Source organism: Inquilinus limosus, from assembly GCF_002195995.1.
In the GTDB taxonomy this organism is placed as follows: domain Bacteria; phylum Pseudomonadota; class Alphaproteobacteria; order DSM-16000; family Inquilinaceae; genus Inquilinus; species Inquilinus limosus_C.
Window position 1 is genome coordinate 1 of the sequence record NZ_NHON01000215.1, and the last position, 1,499, is coordinate 1,499.

General features: G+C 69.5%; 3 protein-coding genes. All 3 read right to left on the reverse strand.

Translation table 11 applies throughout. The features are described from left to right. A partial coding sequence (locus BWR60_RS36760; RefSeq protein WP_218823849.1) for a hypothetical protein occupies positions 1 to 184 on the reverse strand: 184 nt, incomplete at its 3' end. Between the two features lie 9 nt (positions 185 to 193). Next, positions 194 to 601 carry an ExbD/TolR family protein gene (locus tag BWR60_RS36015; RefSeq protein ID WP_088158159.1) on the reverse strand — a complete coding sequence of 136 codons (408 nt, stop codon included), beginning with the start codon at positions 599 to 601 and terminating at the stop codon, positions 194 to 196. Positions 602 to 610: 9 nt separating this feature from the next. After that, a partial coding sequence (locus BWR60_RS36020; protein ID WP_144445886.1) for a MotA/TolQ/ExbB proton channel family protein occupies positions 611 to 1,499 on the reverse strand: 889 nt, incomplete at its 5' end.

The window sequence follows — 1,499 nt, forward strand, 5'->3', positions numbered from 1 at the left end:
CAGCCTGCCTGACCGCGCGCAAGGGCGGCAGCTCGACCATCTGGATCGGCGGCGGCTGGCGCGGCGCCTGCACCGGCTTGCCGCGCAGCACGGCCGCGCCAAGCACGATCACGGCCGCGACGATGGCCAGGCCCATGCCCGTCCACGCGATCCGTCGGATCCAGTTGGGACGCTCTTCTTCCATCGATCCGGCTCAGCCCGTCGCCGGGCGTTGCGAGACCAGGCCGACCTGCTGCACGCCGACGCGGCGCAGCAGGTCCAGCACATCCATCACCCGGGCGTACTGCACCGCCTGGTCGGCCTTGATCACCACCGGGAAGTCGGGGACGGTCGCCTTGATCTGGGCGATCCGGCTCTCCAGCTCCGGCATCGACACCGGGATGGTGTCGAGGAAGACCTGTCCCTGGTTGTCGATCGAGATCGCCCGCATCTGCGGCTGCGACATGCTGGCGGCGGCGCTGGCCTTCGGCAGGTTCACCTCGATGCCCTGCACCGCCGCCGTCGTCATGATGATGAAGATCAGCAGCAGCACATAGGCGAGGTCGAGCATCGGGGTGACGTTGATGTCGTCATACGGCTTGTTTTCCGACTGGACCTGCATGACGGATCCTCAGCGCGCATAGAATTCGGCCATCTTCGTCGTGAACTCATCGACGAAGACCTGCATGTCGGCGGTGATGTCGCGGATCCGGCTGGCCAGGTAGTTGTAGCCGAACAGGGCCGGGATCGCGACGGCGAGGCCGGCGACGGTGGCGACCAGCGCGCCGGCGATGCCGGGGGCGATCGAGTTGATGTTGACCTGGCCGCTCTCGGCGATCGCGGCGAAGGTGATCATGACGCCGACCACGGTGCCGAGCAGGCCGAGGAACGGCCCGCCGGAGATGGCGATGGTCAGCACCACCATCAGCCGGTTGGCGCGTTGGATCTCCCGGGTCAGGGTCGCGTCCAGCGTGGCGCGGATCGCCGCGATCGATTCCGGCGACAGCACCAGCCGGCCCGGCTTGCCCCGAGCCGCCTTGGCCCGGTGGCTGATCTCCTCGGCGCCGACATGGTACAGGCGGTACAGCGAGGCGTTGCGGTAGGTCCGGGCCTCGGTTCCCCCCGCCAGCCGGGCCGGCGCCGTGGCGTCGTCCGGGTCGCCCTGGTCGAGCGCGGCGAGATCCGCCACCAGCCGGCGGAACGGCACCAGGAAGCGCTTGTTGGCGTTGGCGACCCGGTTGACGTAGCCGACCTTCGCCAGCATCACCGCCCAGCTCAGCAGCAGCATCAGGCCCAGGATCCCGATGATCGCCCAGCCATCGACCGTGACCGAGGCGAGGATGGCGTTGAAATGGCCGAGGTCGAAGCCCGAGCCCTCCTCGTCGGTGCCGAAGGCCAGCAGCCTGCTGTCGGCCGCGGCGCTGCGGGCGGCCAGCAGGATCGCCGGGCCCGGCCGCGCCACATTGGCGATCTCCAGCTCGTCCAGCTCGCCGACGTAATGGGCGAAGGCGGGGGCGGGC